The following is a 16,382-nucleotide window of genomic DNA, read 5'->3' on the forward strand; positions in this document are numbered from 1 at the left end:
AAGTAAAAAGAATTTATAAAAGATTCTAAGTAAAGCTATTTTTGATGTTGAATAAATTTTTACTTGAACCATTTCTTTTTTTTAGATAAAATGAATTTTTATAAATTGATAAAATAATTACCTTAGTTAAAAATTATAGAACGATTTAAAACCATGAATATTCCATCAAAAGTAAAAAATATAACCTCAAAAGTAATATCTAGCTTTTGGGGAACTCTTGAGCAAATTAATTTTGATTTTACTTTTAAAAACGGAAAATCAGTAAACCTAACCCATGAGGTTTATGGAAAAAGTGATGGTGTTGCCATTTTATTATACAATTCAATTACAAAAAAAGTAGTTTTATCCAAACAATTTAGAATGCCTGTTTTGGTGGCTGGTATCAATCAAGGATATTCTATTAAGGTAGTTGGTGGTGCAATTGATAAAAATGAAACTCCAGAAAACTGCGCCATTCGCGAAACTGAAGAAGAAGTAGGTTATAAAATTTCATCTGTAAAAAAAGTAACTACTTCCTTTTTATCTCCAGGAATTTTAAAAGAAAAAGTACATCTTTTTATTGGAGAATATTTTGATCAAAACAAAACTGAAAATGGAGGAGGAGTTGCCGCTGAAAATGAAGAAATTGAAATGTTAGAAATTTCTTTTAGTAAGGCTTTGCAAATGATTAAAAACCAAGAAATTATTGATGCTAGAACAATAATTTTACTTCAATATCTTAAAATTGAAGGCATTATGTGATTGCTATTTAAATTTCATTTTTAAATAATTCCTTGGATTTATTTTCCTTGGTAAATAAAATTTTATTTTGTAAATTTGCATCATAAAATAATTTAAGATGAAAAAAATACTAGCATTTGCAGGAAGTACAAGTTCAACATCTATCAATAAAAAATTGGCAACTTTTGCTGCTGAAAATTTAGAAAACACCCAGTTTGATATCATTGATTTACGCGATTTTCCGATGGAAATTTACAGTTCAGATGCAGAAAAAATAGGTTTTCCTGAAAACGCAAAAAAGTTTACATCATTACTTGATAATTACGATGGTTTTATCCTTTCATTAGCAGAACACAATGGTTCATATGCAGCAGCTTTTAAGAATATTTATGACTGGAGTTCAAGAATTCAAAATAAGGTTTTTAGAGATAAACCATTGTTATTAATGGCAACTTCACCAGGACCAAGAGGTGGCTTGACTGTTTTAGAAGCAGGAGCTGATCGTTTTGCAAGAATGGGAGCCAAGGAAGTAATTTCTTTTTCTCTACCGAGTTTTGGTGACAATTTTAAAGAAGGTAAAATCGTAAACGAATCATTATTTGCATCGTTAAAAGAAAAAATTAGTGAATTTGAAAATGCTGTAAATCAGTAATCTATGAAGATTATTCTATATGGTAAACAAGGTCACGCGTATACAGTTGCATTTAAGAATTTTTTAAATTCAACGGATCAGCTTTACGTTTACAAAGATGTCTCTAAAGATATTGAAGCAAGGGAACACAGTAAAAGATTGTATAAGGGCGTGGTTAAATTCCCCACATTATTTGTTGATGATCAAGTGTTTTTAACACCAACTACAGAAGAGTTTAACAAAATCATGCAAGATTTAAAATTGAGAGCATAATCATGGGAGATATTTCAAAAGACATAAAATCGAGTTTTAAAAATAATAAAGTTAAAGCATTAATCAATATCAAATATACCTCAAATTGGTTGAGTAGTATTGAAAATGAATATTTTAAGCCTTACGGAATTTCGCCTCAACAATACAATATTTTAAGTATTTTAAGAGGAGCAAAAGACCGTGTAAAAGTTCAAATTGTGAAAGATAGAATGATAGAACGTTCACCAAATGCCACTCGTTTGATGGACAAATTATGTGATAAAAAACTCATTGAAAGAACACGTTGTGAAGAAGATAGAAGAGTGGTGTATGTTAAAATTTCCAATGAAGGTTTGGAAATGTTAGCCACTATTGACGATACTAAAAGCATGTCTTTTTTAGAAAAATTATCGGAAGAAGAAGCTGCAATTTTGAGTAATCTGTTAGATAAAATTCGATAAAAAAATTTAAAAAAATAGTTTCCAAGGAAATTATTTTAATTGTAAAAAAAATGAAAATAATAAAAACAATTCAACATTTAGTTCCAAGTCCTTTTGTAAATATGGGACCTATAAAATTGCGTCAACCATTACCAACTGAAGGTATTGAAAATGTAGATCCTTTTTTGTTATTGCATCATTATGGGCCTTATGCAATTTCGGAATTTAACAATCCTTTTGATTTGGGGCCACATCCTCACAGAGGTTTTGAACCCATCACTTTGTTGTTTAAAGGAGAACAATTTCATAGAGATTCTCTAGGAAATGAAATGGTTGTCAAAGCAGGAGGTGTTCAATGGACAACTGCTGGACGTGGAATTATTCACGCAGAAGCACCAACCAAAGAGTTTGTGAAAAAAGGAGGTGATTTAGAAGGAATTCAGTTGTGGTTGAATTTGCCTTCAACTCATAAAATGATGCTTGCAAATTATCAACATTTGGAAGATGAACAAATTCCAAAACTATTTTCACAGGATAAAAAAGTGCAATTAAATATAGTTGCAGGAAACCAATCAATAAAATCTGGATTGATTAAAACCAAAACTGAAGTCAATGTTTTTACAGCAATTGCGCAAGAAAAAGGAGAAATGTCCATTGATATTCCTGAAAATCATCAATCATTGATTTATCTTCTTGAGGGTGAAATTTTAGTAAATGATAAAGAAATATTGAAAAAAGGAGAAAATCAGATGATTACCTTTCATCAAGATGGAAATTCTGTAAAATTTGAGGCGAAATCTCAAAGTACTATTTTGATTTTATCTGGAGCGCCAATCAATGAAAAAGTGACGCAATATGGACCTTTTGTGATGAATACGCAAACCGAAATTTTGGAAGCAATGCGTGACTACAATCAAGGAAAAATGGGGTATTTGTATTAATTCAGGGTCAAAATTCAAGATTTAAAATTCAAAAAATTAAAGAAAAAATATGAAAACAATAATTCACAAAGCAGCATCAAGAGGATTTGCCAATCATGGTTGGTTGCAGTCCTATCATACTTTTAGTTTTGCTGGATATCACAATCCTGAAAGAATGAATTTCGGAATGTTACGTGTGTTGAATGACGATATTGTAAAACCTAAAATGGGTTTTGGAACTCATCCTCACAACAATATGGAAATCATTTCGATTCCAATTTCTGGAGCACTTTCTCATAAAGATAGTATGAATAACCAACGTTCCATTGAAGTTGGAGAAGTGCAAGTGATGAGTGCAGGAACAGGTTTAACACATTCAGAATTTAACGATGGTAATTCAGATGTTAATTTTTTACAACTTTGGATTTTTCCAGAGCAACAAAATGTAACTCCTTTTTATGACCAAAAAAAGTTTGAAGCGTCAGAAAGGAAGAATAAATTTCAAGCTTTGATTTCACCAAGAACCAATCAAATCGAAGGTTCATTACCCGTAAATCAACAAGCTTATATTTTTATGATTGATATTACATCAGATTTTGAAATTGAGTATGAATTGAAAAATGGTGCGTATTTTTTTCTGATTGATGGTGAAATTTCTATTGCCAATGAAATTCTAGAAAAACGTGATGCAATTGGAATTCACGATATTGACAAAGTAACTGTAAAAGCAAAAAAGGAGAGTAAACTTCTAATAATTGATGTTCCAATGAGTTAAATTTCATTGAAATTTTCAAAATTTCCTTCAAGGTTTCAAGCCTTGTAGCTTTTATAATTCATCATATTTCTAGACTGAGTCAAAGAATAATTTTCTTTGGCTTTTTCTTTTCGAAAAATAAACATATATTGCGTATATATTATGCGTGCATAATAAATTTATTTTTTACCAAATGAAATACAAACATATTTTTGAGCCATTAGATTTGGGTTTTACAACCTTAAAAAACCGCATTTTAATGGGTTCAATGCACACGGGTTTAGAGGAAGAGAAAAACGGCATTGAACGAATTGCAACATATTATGCTGAACGTGCAAAAGGTGGAGTAGGGTTGATTGTTACAGGTGGAATTTCGCCAAATATTCAAGGTTGGACTGGACCTTTTGCTGCCAGAATGTCCAAAGAAAAACACGCGCTTGAGCATCAAAAAATCACAAAAGCTGTTCACAAAGAAGGAGGGAAAATCTGCATGCAAATTTTACATTCAGGACGTTATGGGTATCACCCATTGAATGTTGCTCCTTCAAAAATAAAAGCGCCAATCAATCCTTTTAAACCTTTTAAACTTACTCAATCTGGAATCAAAAGAACTATTAAAGATTTTGTAAACTCAGCAGAATTATCAAAATTAGCAGGCTATGATGGTGTTGAAATTATGGGTTCTGAAGGTTATTTAATCAATCAATTTATCGCAAAAAGAACCAACAAAAGAGCAGATGCTTGGGGTGGAAATTATGAAAATAGAATGCGTTTGCCAATTGAAATTGTGAAGCAAATTCGTGAATCTGTAGGACCTAATTTTATCATTATTTACAGATTGTCCATGTTGGATTTGGTCGAAAATGGAAGTTCATGGGAGGAAATTGTGCAGCTTGGTAAAGAAATTCAAAAAGCAGGAGCAACCATTATCAATACAGGAATTGGCTGGCATGAAGCGAGAATTCCCACGATTGCAACATCCGTTCCAAGAGCAGCATTTACTTGGGTTACTCAAAAAATGAAAGCTGAAATAAAGATTCCGTTGATTACATCCAACAGAATAAATATGCCTGAAACTGCTGAAAAAATTTTGGCAGAAGGCCATGCAGATATGATTTCGATGGCACGTCCATTTTTAGCTGATCCTGAATGGGTTAACAAAGCTTTGGCTGAGAAAGAGGATGAAATCAATACTTGTATTGGTTGCAATCAGGCGTGTTTGGATCATGTTTTTCAACGAAAAGTGGCGAGTTGTTTGGTGAATCCAAGAGCTTGTCATGAAACAGAATTGAATTATTTCCCCACAAAAAATAAAAAGAAAATTGCTGTAATTGGTGCAGGTCCTGCAGGTTTATCTGCTGCAACAATTGCTGCTCAAAGAGGACATTTCGTTACTCTTTTTGATGCTGATTCCGAAATTGGTGGTCAATTTAACATGGCAAAAAAAATTCCCGGAAAAGAAGAGTTTTATGAAACTTTGCGGTATTTTAAAAAACAAATCGAATTACATCAAGTTACCGTAAAATTAAATACCAAAGTTACCATTGAAAATTTGCAAAATTCAGATTTTGATGAAATTGTAATTGCAACAGGAATTCAACCTAGAGATTTAAAAATTGAAGGCATCAATCATCCAAAAGTTTTGAGTTATATTGATGTTTTAAAACATAAAAAAACGGTTGGAAAAAGAGTGGCTGTTATTGGTGCAGGCGGAATTGGTTTTGACGTTTCAGAATATTTATCTCATACAGGTGAGTCAACTTCACAAAATATTGATGCTTGGCTACAAGAATGGGGAATTGATAAAACGTTACAATCTAGAGCAGGAATTGAAGGAATGAAACCTAGTTTTGAGAAATCTCCTAGAGAAATTTTTATGTTCAAAAGAAGCAAAGGAAAGTTTGGGGAAAATCTTGGAAAAACTACAGGTTGGATTCACAGAGCCAATTTGAAAAAGAAAAATGTACAATTTATTGGGGAAGTTGACTATCAAAAAATTGATGATATTGGGTTGCATTATGCTCAAAATCAAGAAAATAAAGTTCTAGAAGTTGACAATATTATTATTTGTGCAGGTCAAATTCCTTTGAAAGAAATGTATCAACCTTTGGTGGATTTAGGAAAAAAAGTTCATGTAATTGGTGGCGCAGATGTTGCCTCAGAATTGGATGCCAAAAGAGCCATCAATCAAGGGGCAAGATTGGCGGCAAATTTGTAGAAAATTTCAAGAATTTTATGGATATTTGCTGTTCAACAAAATTTATTGATTTTATGGGTATGAATAAAAATACAGTCCTTGGTTGGGCTACTTTGATTATGATTATTGTTGGATTGGCTCTCATTGCTTTAGGAGCTTTCAGGTATGATGATGTTGCTGGTTGGGGTTTTGCTTCAGTTGGCATTGGTTTTTTTGCGATAGCTTGGGTATTTAATGCTTTGAAAGGTCGCGTTTAATTCTTTTTTTCAATTTAATTTTATAAGAAAATGTCAGACGATAAGAAAGTCATCTTTTCGATGAATAGGGTTTCTAAAACCTATCAATCAGCAGGAAAACAAGTTTTAAAAGATATTTATTTAAGTTTTTTTTATGGAGCTAAAATCGGAATTCTCGGTTTAAATGGTTCTGGAAAATCTACTTTGTTAAAAATTATTGCTGGAGTTGAAAAAAATTACCAAGGTGAAGTTACGTTTTCTCCAGGCTATAAAGTAGGATATTTAGAGCAAGAGCCTCAATTAGATCCTGAAAAAACGGTTTTAGAAATTGTGAGAGAAGGTGTTGCTGAAACAGTTGCCATTTTAGATGAATACAACAAAATCAACGATATGTTTGGTTTGGAAGAAGTATATTCTGATGCTGATAAAATGGATAAACTCATGGCAAAGCAAGCAGAATTACAAGATAAAATTGATGCTGCAAATGCTTGGGAATTAGACACTAAGCTTGAAATTGCCATGGACGCTTTGCGCACTCCAGATGCTGATAAAAAAATCGGAATTTTATCAGGTGGAGAAAAAAGACGAGTAGCTTTGTGTAGATTGTTATTGCAAGAACCCGAAATTTTATTACTTGATGAACCTACAAACCACTTGGATGCTGAATCTGTTCATTGGTTAGAACATCATTTAGCGGAATACAAAGGAACAGTGATTGCAGTGACTCATGACCGATATTTTTTAGATAATGTTGCTGGTTGGATTTTAGAATTGGATAGAGGAGAAGGCATTCCTTGGAAAGGAAATTATTCTTCTTGGCTTGACCAAAAATCTCAAAGAATGGCTTTAGAGAGTAAAGTGGCTTCTAAGCGTCAAAAAACCTTGGAACGTGAGCTTGAATGGGTTCGTCAAGGAGCAAAAGGACGTCAAACCAAACAAAAAGCGCGTTTACAAAACTATGACAAACTGTTAAGTCAAGACCAAAAACAAGTTGACGAAAAATTGGAAATTTATATTCCAAATGGTCCACGTTTAGGTACAAATGTAATTGAAGCATCCTCAGTTTCAAAAGCGTATGATGATAAATTGTTATATGAAAATCTAGAATTTAAACTTCCTCAAGCTGGAATTGTAGGAATTATTGGTCCAAATGGAGCTGGAAAAACCACTATTTTCAGAATGATTATGGGCGAAGAAAATCCGGATAATGGAAGTTTTAAAGTGGGCGAAACAGCTAAAATTGCCTATGTTGATCAAAGTCACTCAAATATTGATCCAGAAAAAACGATTTGGGAAAATTTTGCTGATGGACAAGATTTGGTGATGATGGGAGGAAGACAAGTAAATTCAAGAGCGTATTTGAGTAGATTTAATTTTTCTGGAAATGAGCAAAATAAAAAGGTTTCAACTTTGTCTGGAGGCGAAAGAAACCGCTTGCATTTGGCGATGACTTTGAAAGAAGAAGGAAACGTTTTGTTATTAGATGAGCCAACAAACGATTTGGATGTTAATACGTTACGTGCCTTAGAAGAAGGACTTGAAAACTTTGCTGGTTGTGCCGTTGTTATTTCTCACGATAGATGGTTTTTAGACAGAATTTGTACGCATATTTTGGCATTTGAAGGGGACAGTCAAGTGTATTTTTTTGAAGGTTCTTTCTCTGATTATGAGGAAAATAAGAAAAAACGTTTGGGCGGAGATTTAATGCCAAAGCGATTGAAATACAAAAAGTTAATTCGATAATTTTTACTAAAAAGATAATTGCTATTTCATGACTATTGTCATGTTTAAACTTCATAAATTAATATATATTTATGAAGTTTTTTTATGAAAATTAATTAACCTTTAAACACACAATAGAAATTATGAAATTTAATGTATTCAAGTTATTTTTATTACTTACTTTTTTTGCATACGGTCAATCTGGTCACATTATGCAAGGTATTGGTTCTGTTAATATGTCTATGGGAGGTGCAGCAACAGCACAGCCATTAGATATTTCAGGAGCTTTACAATGGAATCCAGCTTCAATCTCCACTTTTGATAGTAAAATACTTAAGTTAGATGTAGGATTGTTTTTTTCGTCACCAAAATTATATTCTACGGTTCCTGAGTTTAATAATTTAGGACAGCCAACAGGAAATGTCTTTTCAGGATCAACCGAAGATGATAGAGGTGCTTCTATGATGCCAGCAATTGCAATGGTATGGGGAAAAGAAGATAGCAAACATACCTTTGGAGTCTCTGCTTTTGGTATTAGTGGTTTTGGAGTTACTTTCCCAGAAAATATGACAAATCCAATAAACATGCCTCAAAATATGGGCGGTTTTGGTAGCATTAAATCAGATTATATGTTACTTCAAATTGGTTTTACTTGGGCTTATGAACTCTCTGATAAGTTATCAGTGGGAATTCAACCAACATTTAATTATTCAGCTTTAGAGTTAATGCCAAATCCAACTGCGAATCCAAGTCAAACAGCAGGTTACCCTTCAACAGATAAAGCAAGTGCAACTGGATTTGGAGCACAAGTAGGTGTTTTTTATGATTCACAAAAAGGAATAAAATTAGGAGTTTCCTATAAAACGAATCAAAGCTTTAGTGATTTCAAGTTTGATAATACTTATTTGGATGCATCTACAGGAACGAATTCGTTTAATATGGATTATCCAGCTATTTTTTCAGTAGGTTTAGGATACTCTAAAGGTGATTTTGATGTTGCATTAGATTACAGAAGCGTTGATTATGAGAACACAGACGGTTTTTCAACAACTGGTTGGACAAATACAGCTTCAGTATCTGGTTTTGGATGGAAAAATATTTCTATCATTTCAGCTGGACTACAATACAAAGGATTTGAAAAATTCCCTGTAAGAGTTGGCTATACATATAATTCAAATCCCATTAGTAGTGATGTGACATTTTTTAATATTCCTGCAACTGCTATTATTAAAAATGCATATCAAGTAGGTTTTAGTTACCTTTTAAAAGATAATTTATCTATAGATGCAGTGTATCATTATGGAACAAGTGATGGTAAAACATCAGGACAATTATTAAATCCAATGTTTGCCCAGCCCAATAATCCTTATGGAGCAATACCAGGAAGTGAGGTTGCTTATGAAATGAATACATCATTATTTATGATTGGATTAAGTTATAATTTTACTAAAAAATAGTTACAACCATGTAAAATAATTAATAAGAAAACCATCAGTAATGATTATGCCCCATAAAGATATACACTTTTTGGGGCATTTTTTATTAAGGAAAAATCCCATTTTTTAGTTTCTTTCAACTCTTCTTCTTTCTGATTTTTTTTCATCAGATTTTCTATTTCCTGTTTCATTTCTATCAGAAATTATCCTTCTGTTATTAGATTCTTCAAATTTTCTGTTTTCGTCATTGTTTCTTACAACTTCTCTTTTTGAATCATCTTTCATGTCTGATTTTCTATAACTGTTCAAATTTCTTGCAGTTTCTCTTCGATTATTAGCATCAAGAGTTGGTTTTCTTCTTTTTATGATCGAATTTTCATCAGCAATATTGTTATTCCTATTTGATTTGTAATAGTAAAAATCATGATCTTCTCTGAATCTTGTAAAATTTCTATCAAAATCTCTATTGTTGAAGAATGAATCATTGTAATTGTAAATTCTTCCAAAATTTATTGAAAAACGAACGCCATTATCATAGTAAAAATCATGAACATTTCCTCTAAAAACAGGATATCCATATCTGTCATAAAAAACACGTAAATCCCCAACACTAACCAATTGTCCACGATGATAATTGATGAAAACTGAACCAATTCGAGTTACATTTCCAAAACGATCATAGTTGATGAATACATTTCCTAAACTTCGAATTCTTCCTCTAAAATCTCTATCAATTCTGATGCCTCTTTGGTAACTATTGGAAGTGTCAAAATCAAAATCCCCATTGGTAAAAACGAAAAATTCGATTCCTCTTTCAAAGAAATTGACAGCATCGTTGTAATTGAAATTTATCTCAAAATTTCTAGAGTTTGTAGCCTCAGCTTTTGCAATGTTAGCAGAAAACATTCCTAAGATTCCTACTAAAATAAGTATATTTTTTTTCATGATTTGAGGTTTTTTTGATTTTGCTTACTCTATTTGCTTTTCAGCTTCCGCATTTAAAAATGAATTTTCAAATAGTGTGCCAAAAATGAAAAGTATGTTGTACCAAAATGTATATAATTTGAAAAAATTATTCAAAAAAGTGAATTAAATCTGTAAATAATGTATTTTTATGCGACTTAGTAATAAAATGATTTCATGATTGACGCCATTGAAAAAAACTTATTTAGAGGAATAAAATTATTGAATAATCTCTCTGAATCTGAGTATACAAACGAATCAATTCCACCATATTTTTCAAGTATTGGCTGTCATATTCGTCATGTTTTAGATGTATTTTCTTGTATAATTAATGGTTTTGAAAACAAAAAGATTGATTTGACAAATCGTGAAAGAAATCAATTAGTAGAACAAAAAATTGAGGTTGGAATTGCTTATTTTGAAGAAATTATCTTTAAAATAAATAATTTTTCTAAGGAAGATTTGCAAACTGAAATTATTCTTATTGATGATTTAGGATTGGGAAAAATGGAAGCCAAAACCACTTTGGGTGCAGTATTAATTCAAGCTCATAGCCATGCAATTCATCATTTTGCGAGTATTGGGTATAGTATTTATCAGTTAGGAATAGCATTGCCTGATGCTGATTTTGGGTATAATCCTACAACTCCTAAACATATTTTAAAATAAAATGTGTCTTTATTTTACAGAATCTAAAGCAGTTATTTTTTTTGAATACTTTTTTAATTCTCTAATTTCTTTCCAAAAAATAAGCGAATTTTTATAAGGAATTTTATTGATTTTGTGATTTGTCGTAGAGATTTCAAACAATATTTTCCAGTGATTTCTTATAGATTTCAATGCACTAAAATACGTTGATTTTTGTGCATCATATATGTGAGTAGGCTCTGAAATAATTCCGTTAATTTCTAGGATTTTAAATTTTTTTCCAATTTTTAATGCTTCAAAATCATCATATTTAATGTCAATTCTGCCATAAAACCAACCAGGAATTTTTGCATTTAATTCATCAAAAGTCATAGATAGTTCATTGGAAATTAAGTGATTTCCATTGATAAATTGTGTTCCTTTACAATGATTTCCAATTACAGAAAGCTGAAATTCTTTATTTTTTTCTAAAATTGTACCTAATAGTTCTTTGTGATTTTCAAAAATCAACTCTTTATACAAAAAGGCTCTTTTGTCTGAAATTATTAACTCTTTAACAGTTGAAATTCCATCTCCTGTGATTGTTAGAAATTTTTTTAAAGTTATCGAGGAAATAATTCCGTTTTTTTTAGTTGGATTTCTTGAATAAAAAATTCCACATTCGTTATTGTAGGTTATAAATTCTTGAATTATAAAATCGATTTTAAATTTTTGTAAATAATTTTTCAATTCAATTTCAGAATGGATTTTTTGTACAAGTAACCCTCGAAATCCAATATCAGGTTTTGCAATTAAAGGAAATTGAATATGTTGCTCTCGAATTTTTTTGATAGTATTTTCAAAATTTTCTCCTTTACCATGAAAAATACTTTTTGGTTTGAATTCATCAGGAATTAATGATAATGTTTGGAATTTACTTTCGGTTCCATTTCCTGAACTTTTTATTCCTGGGTTTGCTGCACTAAAAAAAACGAGATGTTTTGCTTTAACAGCTAAAAAAAATCCATAAGGTATATTTGGAATGTAAAAAAGGGAAGAAGGCCAATATTCCCAATGAAATACTTTGTATAAATATTTGTATTTCAGAGTATTAATTTTCATTGAAAAAAGCTTTCCTCAATATTGAAAAAGCCTTGAAAGCAAAATATATCGTAAAAATAATTCCTGAAAAACCAAGAAAAATAAGAAAATACGCCATATATATTTTGGGGGTTTCAGTAAACTTTTCAATGCCTTTAAATCCCATAGTTGTAATTATAGGGGTTACAATAAATAGAATTATTAAAATTGCTAAACGAATCAATCCTTTTCTTAATAAATTTATATTTATGCTCATTTTTTAAAGTTTAAGAGTGCATTTCTAACATTTCCGTATTTTTTCAATAATTCTTTTGCTTCTTTTTGGTCGATATTTAGTTCATTTATTAACATTTTTTCGCCTCTTTCTACCAATTTATTGTTGGAAAGTTGCATATCAACCATTTTATTTCCTTTCACTTTACCAAGTTGAATCATGGTTGAAGTTGAAATCATGTTTAAAACTAATTTTTGTGCAGTGCCAGCTTTCATTCGTGAACTTCCTGTAACAAATTCTGGACCAACAATCACTTCAATTGGAAACTGAGAAACTGCAGCTAATGGACTGTTTTTATTGCAAGTAATGCAACCAGTTGTGATGTTATTTTGATTACATTTTTCCAATGCTGAAATGACATAAGGTGTTGTTCCTGAAGCTGCTAAACCAATAACAACATCCTCTTTTGAGATAGAAAATTTTTGTAAATCTTCCCAACCTTGAGTAGTTGAATCTTCAGCAAATTCTACTGCTTTTCTGATAGCAGTATCACCTCCAGCAATCAAACCAACTACTAATTCATGAGGCACACCAAAAGTTGGAGGACATTCTGAAGCATCTACAATGCCTAATCTCCCTGAGGTTCCTGCACCCAAATAGAAAATTCTTCCTCCGTTTTTTAATTTTTCAACAATTTGCAGTACCAATTTTTCTATCTGAGGTATTGATTTTTGAACAGCAAAAGCCACTGTTTGATCTTCATTGTTGATATTTGTCAACAATTCATTTACACTCATCTTTTCTAGATGATTGTAAGAAGAATCCTGTTCTGTAATTTTGATGAAAGTCATTCCTCAAAAATACATTTTTTATGAATTGAAAAGGAATATTTTTTAGTTCTTTTCAACTAAATTTAACGTTGCAGTATCCGTCTCAGAAATATGAAAATAGCCTAATGGAAATTTAGATTCATCAGTAATATTAATCATGTTTCCTAATAATGAGGAAGGAATTGTTTCAAATGGGCCTCCTGCATTTTGTCCACTTTGATCGATTAATACTCTGTAATAGGTATAAAATTCTTTTGAAATTCCTGACATTTTTATATTTACAGTTGTTGGCAACGTAATGTCTTCTTCATCATAAAAATAAGAGAAATTATAATCAGAACCATTAAAAAAGCGATCTTCTATGGTTAAAAATAATTTTTTTGAAAAATCAAATAAGTAGAAATTTTCTTGAGTTCCATCATCTGTAAATTCTACTTTTACTTCTGTTTCTGTTCCAGCAAATAAGGTTTCATCACCTTGAGTAACACTAGTTAAAGGTGTTGATTTTATTCGAGTTGCTGTCCCTTTATACGTGTAGTTTTCGTGAATTATCGTCAATTCATATACTACATTTTCAGCAGGAATAAATGAAATCGTTGGTTCATAATTTCCATCAGCATTCACATCCGAAAAATTAATGATGGAATTGTCAGTTAAATTCGTTAAAAAAACGGTTGCATTCGTTACAGGTGGAATCGTTTCATCAAAATAATCTACTGATTTACTTAGTTTTACAACAGTATTTGCGCGAACAGGAGTTTCATCAAAATAGACTTCAAAAACAGCATCAATAATGAGTTTTGGCGCTGTTGAAGGAACTTCAATTTCTACAACTTTTTCGCAACTTGCAAAAAATAAAATCAATAAAACAGGAAGTATATAGCTCTTTTTCATCATGTTAAAATTTAAAATTGTAAGTAACAGAAGGAACTAAACCAAAAATGGATGTTTGAATTGCTTCATTTCTAAAAGTTTCTCTATTTTGTCTGAAGTTGATGGAAGCAGCATTCATTCTTCCGTATAAATTATACAAACCAAAAACCCATTCTGCTTGCCATTTTCGATTGTTATTTGTTGTAGGTGTCAATGTTGCTGAAATATCCAATCTGTGATACGCAGGCAATCTGTCAGCATTTCTTCTGTTATCATCAAATATAGGAACGTTTAATCCTTGAACTTCATATTGTCCAACCGGATAATTGGTTGGCTGTCCTGTTTGAAATAGAAAATTGGCGTTGAATTTCCATTTTTTATTCAATTCATAACTTCCATTCAAAGAGATATCGTGCGTTTTATCAAAAGGAGAACTGTACCAATTTCCTTGATTTATGCCAGGTTCATTAGCATTTCTTCCTGGAGTTTGTTGTTCAGAGCGAGACAATGTATAGGCTAACCAACCTTTAAAATCTCCTTCATTTTTTCTAAATAAAACCTCTAAACCGTAAGCTCTTGCATGGCCATTTAAAATTACGGTTTCAATTTCGTTGTTGGCAATTAAATTGGCACCATTAATATAGTCAATTCTGTTTTGAATGTCTTTGTAAAATGCTTCAGTTTCTAGTGAATATGCTCCATTATTTAGCGTTTTGAAATATCCAATAGCAAATTGATCTAACAATTGAGGTCGAATATATCTGCCACTTGGCGCCCAAACATCTAATGGAGTTGGAGAGGCAGTATTGGAAAGCAAGTGTAAATACTGAGCCATTCTATTGTAGCTAGCTTTGATAGACTCATTATCATTTAAAACATATGATAATGAAAATCGAGGTTCAAAATTGTTAAAACTACTGATAACATCGCTTCTTTTAAAATTTTCAACGCCTGTTGCAACAGCAGATTCATATTTTTTAAACTGTTCGTTATAAACTACAGGTTGATTGTTTGCATATACATTCAATTCGTCTTGTCCTAAGCGTAAAAAATTACTAAAACGAGCGCCATATTGCAGCGTTAATTTTTCATTGATTTTATGCTCAGCATCTATATATGCAGCAAATTCGTTGGCATATTTATCAGTTAATTTTTCTGCAACAATTCCTGATGATGTTCTATTTGGAATAATTTCACCGGGATTAAATTTGATGTAAATAGTATTGATTCCATAACTAAGTTTTATATTCTCATTAATATAATGCTTAAAATCGTATTTTAAATTGAAATTTGTGATTCCAGAATCCCATTCAAAACCAACAAAATCAAGGATTAAACCATAAAAATAATCTGAATAAATTAAAGATAAATTGGAGAAAATTTTATCGGAAAATAAGTGATTCCATCTAAGATTCACTACGTTATTTCCGTATTTATTCACAAAATTATCACTAACTCCAAAAATATCTTTTCCAAAATAAGTTGATAAAAACAAGTTGTTTCGATCATTGAAGCGATAATTGACTTTGGTATTTACATCATAAAAATACGCCTTGTTATCGTTGTCAAATAAAGGTAAAAATAAGTGTGCATAAGAAGCTCTTCCTCCAATCAAAAAAGAACTTTTTTCTTTTTCAATGGGTCCTTCAGCTAATAATCTGCTAGAAACCAATCCAATACCACCAGTTAAATTAAAATCTTTGCTATTCCCTTCTTTTTGATAAATATCTAAAACAGAAGATAATCTTCCTCCAAAACGCGCAGGAATTCCACCTTTATATAATTTTACATCTTTGATAACATCAGGATTAAAAACGGAGAAAAATCCAAATAAATGCGAAGAATTAAAAACAATGGCTTCATCTAAAAGTATCAAATTTTGATCTGCTGCACCACCTCTTACATTAAATCCTGAGGCACCTTCACCTGCACTTGTTACTCCTGGTAAAAGAATTAAAGATTTGATAATGTCTGCTTCGCCAAGTACAACAGGAATTTGTTTGATGGTTGCTGAAGTGAGTTTATTAACACTCATTTGAGGCGTTCTAACATTCAGTTTTTCAATATCTGCTTCAATAATTATCTCATCTAAACTTTCAGCAGCTTCTTTCAATTTGAAGTCTTTTGTAAGTTTTTCTAATAAATTGATGGTTTCAACAATTGTTGTATAACCAACATAACTTACTTGAATTTTATAAGTTCCTTTGGGAATAGTTATGGAATAAAAACCATACTCATTAGTGGAAGTACCTGCATTTAATTCAGGAATAAAAACAGAAACACCAATTAAGGTTTCATTGTTTGCATTGTCGTAAACTGTTCCACTTAAGGTGATTTTTTCTTGCCCAAAAACGATTGTAGACGTAATAAAAAGAACGAATAATATCTTTTTAAAGTGTAGCATTTTTTGTTTATTGAATTGATTTATTGACTCAACAAAAGTATGGCTAAAAAATGATAATAGTT

Annotated in this window: 17 protein-coding genes; 11 read left to right on the forward strand and 6 right to left on the reverse strand. The window is 31.1% G+C overall.

The window, feature by feature from the left end; translation table 11 throughout:
- Nucleotides 1-153: 153 nt before the first annotated feature.
- The 10 genes from IU405_RS02530 (at nt 154) to IU405_RS02575 (ending at nt 9,329) form a co-directional block, all read left to right on the forward strand.
- Nucleotides 154-741, forward strand: a complete 588-nt coding sequence (locus IU405_RS02530) for an NUDIX domain-containing protein (protein WP_197437042.1) — start codon at nt 154-156, stop codon at nt 739-741.
- Nucleotides 742-838: 97 nt separating this feature from the next.
- Nucleotides 839-1,372: an NADPH-dependent FMN reductase gene (locus IU405_RS02535; protein ID WP_197437043.1), complete on the forward strand. Its 534-nt coding sequence runs from the start codon at nt 839-841 to the stop codon at nt 1,370-1,372.
- A 3-nt stretch (nt 1,373-1,375) separates the two neighbouring features.
- Nucleotides 1,376-1,624: a glutaredoxin family protein gene (locus tag IU405_RS02540; protein WP_197437044.1), complete on the forward strand. Its 249-nt coding sequence runs from the start codon at nt 1,376-1,378 to the stop codon at nt 1,622-1,624.
- A 2-nt stretch (nt 1,625-1,626) separates the two neighbouring features.
- The gene (locus IU405_RS02545) at nt 1,627-2,064 is read left to right on the forward strand and encodes a MarR family winged helix-turn-helix transcriptional regulator (protein ID WP_197437045.1); all 438 of its coding nucleotides are present in this window, start codon (nt 1,627-1,629) and stop codon (nt 2,062-2,064) included.
- Between the two features lie 50 nt (nt 2,065-2,114).
- Nucleotides 2,115-2,984, forward strand: coding sequence for a pirin family protein (locus IU405_RS02550; protein ID WP_197437046.1), 870 nt, complete (start codon nt 2,115-2,117; stop codon nt 2,982-2,984).
- Nucleotides 2,985-3,033: 49 nt separating this feature from the next.
- Nucleotides 3,034-3,738, forward strand: coding sequence for a pirin family protein (locus tag IU405_RS02555; RefSeq protein ID WP_197437047.1), 705 nt, complete (start codon nt 3,034-3,036; stop codon nt 3,736-3,738).
- Nucleotides 3,739-3,910: 172 nt separating this feature from the next.
- A complete protein-coding gene (locus IU405_RS02560; RefSeq protein ID WP_197437048.1) occupies nt 3,911-5,935 on the forward strand; it encodes an NADPH-dependent 2,4-dienoyl-CoA reductase in 2,025 nt (674 codons plus the stop codon).
- 53 nt (nt 5,936-5,988) lie between these two features.
- Nucleotides 5,989-6,171, forward strand: coding sequence for a CAL67264 family membrane protein (locus tag IU405_RS02565; protein ID WP_105045090.1), 183 nt, complete (start codon nt 5,989-5,991; stop codon nt 6,169-6,171).
- Between the two features lie 30 nt (nt 6,172-6,201).
- Entirely contained in the window at nt 6,202-7,893 is a 1,692-nt protein-coding gene (gene ettA, locus IU405_RS02570; RefSeq protein WP_197437049.1) for an energy-dependent translational throttle protein EttA, read from the forward strand.
- 122 nt (nt 7,894-8,015) lie between these two features.
- Entirely contained in the window at nt 8,016-9,329 is a 1,314-nt protein-coding gene (locus IU405_RS02575; RefSeq protein ID WP_197437050.1) for an OmpP1/FadL family transporter, read from the forward strand.
- Between the two features lie 105 nt (nt 9,330-9,434).
- On the opposite strand, the gene IU405_RS02580 is transcribed toward IU405_RS02575, so the two are convergent.
- Nucleotides 9,435-10,253, reverse strand: coding sequence for a hypothetical protein (locus IU405_RS02580; protein WP_197437051.1), 819 nt, complete (start codon nt 10,251-10,253; stop codon nt 9,435-9,437).
- A gap of 195 nt (nt 10,254-10,448) precedes the next feature.
- Between IU405_RS02580 and IU405_RS02585 the strand changes: the two genes are divergently transcribed.
- Nucleotides 10,449-10,940 (forward strand): DinB family protein, encoded by a 492-nt coding sequence (locus IU405_RS02585; protein WP_197437052.1) that lies wholly within the window; start codon nt 10,449-10,451, stop codon nt 10,938-10,940.
- Nucleotides 10,941-10,949: 9 nt separating this feature from the next.
- Here the strand turns inward: IU405_RS02585 and IU405_RS02590 are convergent, their stop codons facing one another.
- The 5 genes from IU405_RS02590 to IU405_RS02610 are packed head-to-tail and all read right to left on the reverse strand — an operon-like array spanning nt 10,950 to nt 16,320.
- Nucleotides 10,950-12,020, reverse strand: coding sequence for a D-alanine--D-alanine ligase (locus IU405_RS02590; protein WP_197437053.1), 1,071 nt, complete (start codon nt 12,018-12,020; stop codon nt 10,950-10,952).
- On the reverse strand, nt 12,010-12,255 hold the full coding sequence (locus IU405_RS02595; RefSeq protein ID WP_197437054.1) for a DUF6095 family protein: 246 nt from the start codon (nt 12,253-12,255) through the stop codon (nt 12,010-12,012). Before IU405_RS02595 ends, IU405_RS02590 begins: the two co-directional genes overlap by 11 nt.
- Nucleotides 12,252-13,064: an N-acetylmuramic acid 6-phosphate etherase gene (murQ, locus tag IU405_RS02600; protein ID WP_197437055.1), complete on the reverse strand. Its 813-nt coding sequence runs from the start codon at nt 13,062-13,064 to the stop codon at nt 12,252-12,254. The genes IU405_RS02595 and murQ overlap by 4 nt, the downstream gene beginning before the upstream one ends.
- Before the next feature lie 42 nt (nt 13,065-13,106).
- On the reverse strand, nt 13,107-13,937 hold the full coding sequence (locus IU405_RS02605) for a DUF4249 family protein (RefSeq protein WP_197437056.1): 831 nt from the start codon (nt 13,935-13,937) through the stop codon (nt 13,107-13,109).
- A 4-nt stretch (nt 13,938-13,941) separates the two neighbouring features.
- Nucleotides 13,942-16,320, reverse strand: a complete 2,379-nt coding sequence (locus IU405_RS02610; RefSeq protein ID WP_197437057.1) for a TonB-dependent receptor — start codon at nt 16,318-16,320, stop codon at nt 13,942-13,944.
- Between the last annotated feature and the right edge of the window lie 62 nt (nt 16,321-16,382).

Origin of the sequence: Polaribacter sp. BAL334 (assembly GCF_015767435.1) — a bacterium.
In the GTDB taxonomy this organism is placed as follows: Bacteria; Bacteroidota; Bacteroidia; order Flavobacteriales; family Flavobacteriaceae; genus Polaribacter.

Excerpts from the sequence above, each read along its gene's own strand:
- IU405_RS02530 (WP_197437042.1), top strand. The coding sequence starts at position 154 with ATGAATATTCCATCAAAAGTAAAAAATATAACCTCAAAAGTAATATCT.
- IU405_RS02535 (WP_197437043.1), top strand. The coding sequence starts at position 839 with ATGAAAAAAATACTAGCATTTGCAGGAAGTACAAGTTCAACATCTATC.
- IU405_RS02540 (WP_197437044.1), top strand. The coding sequence starts at position 1,376 with ATGAAGATTATTCTATATGGTAAACAAGGTCACGCGTATACAGTTGCA.
- IU405_RS02545 (WP_197437045.1), top strand. The coding sequence starts at position 1,627 with ATGGGAGATATTTCAAAAGACATAAAATCGAGTTTTAAAAATAATAAA.
- IU405_RS02550 (WP_197437046.1), top strand. The coding sequence starts at position 2,115 with ATGAAAATAATAAAAACAATTCAACATTTAGTTCCAAGTCCTTTTGTA.
- IU405_RS02555 (WP_197437047.1), top strand. The coding sequence starts at position 3,034 with ATGAAAACAATAATTCACAAAGCAGCATCAAGAGGATTTGCCAATCAT.
- IU405_RS02560 (WP_197437048.1), top strand. The coding sequence starts at position 3,911 with ATGAAATACAAACATATTTTTGAGCCATTAGATTTGGGTTTTACAACC.
- IU405_RS02565 (WP_105045090.1), top strand. The coding sequence starts at position 5,989 with ATGGGTATGAATAAAAATACAGTCCTTGGTTGGGCTACTTTGATTATG.
- ettA (WP_197437049.1), top strand. The coding sequence starts at position 6,202 with ATGTCAGACGATAAGAAAGTCATCTTTTCGATGAATAGGGTTTCTAAA.
- IU405_RS02575 (WP_197437050.1), top strand. The coding sequence starts at position 8,016 with ATGAAATTTAATGTATTCAAGTTATTTTTATTACTTACTTTTTTTGCA.
- IU405_RS02580 (WP_197437051.1), bottom strand. The coding sequence starts at position 10,253 with ATGAAAAAAAATATACTTATTTTAGTAGGAATCTTAGGAATGTTTTCT.
- IU405_RS02585 (WP_197437052.1), top strand. The coding sequence starts at position 10,449 with ATGATTGACGCCATTGAAAAAAACTTATTTAGAGGAATAAAATTATTG.
- IU405_RS02590 (WP_197437053.1), bottom strand. The coding sequence starts at position 12,020 with ATGAAAATTAATACTCTGAAATACAAATATTTATACAAAGTATTTCAT.
- IU405_RS02595 (WP_197437054.1), bottom strand. The coding sequence starts at position 12,255 with ATGAGCATAAATATAAATTTATTAAGAAAAGGATTGATTCGTTTAGCA.
- murQ (WP_197437055.1), bottom strand. The coding sequence starts at position 13,064 with ATGACTTTCATCAAAATTACAGAACAGGATTCTTCTTACAATCATCTA.
- IU405_RS02605 (WP_197437056.1), bottom strand. The coding sequence starts at position 13,937 with ATGAAAAAGAGCTATATACTTCCTGTTTTATTGATTTTATTTTTTGCA.
- IU405_RS02610 (WP_197437057.1), bottom strand. The coding sequence starts at position 16,320 with ATGCTACACTTTAAAAAGATATTATTCGTTCTTTTTATTACGTCTACA.